This window comes from Desulfotomaculum sp. OF05-3 (assembly GCF_003435535.1).
Classification (GTDB): Bacteria; Bacillota; Clostridia; order Lachnospirales; family Lachnospiraceae; genus Pilosibacter; species Pilosibacter fragilis.
Genome location: NZ_QWGO01000003.1, coordinates 164,089 through 164,875, shown reverse-complemented (window position 1 = coordinate 164,875; position 787 = coordinate 164,089). Strand labels below are relative to the sequence as shown.

At 41.3% G+C, this 787-nt stretch carries 1 protein-coding gene; it reads left to right on the top strand.

From position 1 onward, the window contains the following. A partial coding sequence (locus DXA87_RS03315) for an IS1380 family transposase (RefSeq protein ID WP_117503222.1) occupies positions 1–689 on the top strand: 689 nt, incomplete at its 5' end. Positions 690–787: the final 98 nt, after the last annotated feature.

Below are 787 nucleotides of genomic sequence, written 5' to 3'. Positions count from 1 at the left end.
TGAATGATTATCCAACCATCCATCTCCTGCTTCGCGGCGATAGTGGTTTTGCAGCTCCTGATCTCTATAAACAGTGTGAGGAAAACGGAACAAGCTATGTCATCCGGCTGAAGGGAAACAAGATTCTCCGTGAAAAAGCGTCGTTTCTTGCAGATGCACTTACCAGTCGGACTCAAAATAACAAGGTAGACTACGCTGTGGTTTACGGTGAATTCATGTACAAAGCTGGTCCATGGCCTTATGAAAGACGCGTTGTGTGCAAGGTTGAGAAGCCAGAAAACCAAATGGTTTACATGTATACCTTTATCGTCACAAACATGGATTCCTCACCAGAATACCTTATCAAATTTTACTGCAAAAGAGGTCTGATGGAAAACTTCATCAAAGAAAGCAAATCTGGTTTTGATTTTTCTGCGGTGAGCAGTCACAACAGAATCGTAAATGCAAACAGAGTCCAGGTACATGCTCTTGCCTACAACATATTTAATTGGTTTAGACGATTGGTATTATCAGCAGAAATGCAGAAACAACGCATTGATACCGTTCGTTTAAAACTGCTGAAGATTGCTGCAAAAGTAGTCCGTTCAGCAAGATATATCACATTCAAGCTGTGCAGCAGTTGTCCATATAAAGAAGAGTTTTATGACACCCTTTCTGCAATAGGTAAGCTGGATGTACAGCTGGAATAGCAACTGTCAACGAACCTTGACAGCCTGATAATTGCTCAAAAGCTCGTCATAGGGATTTTATGGCCTTTTTTCTGACAAATTGAGAGAAGTTATGGCTG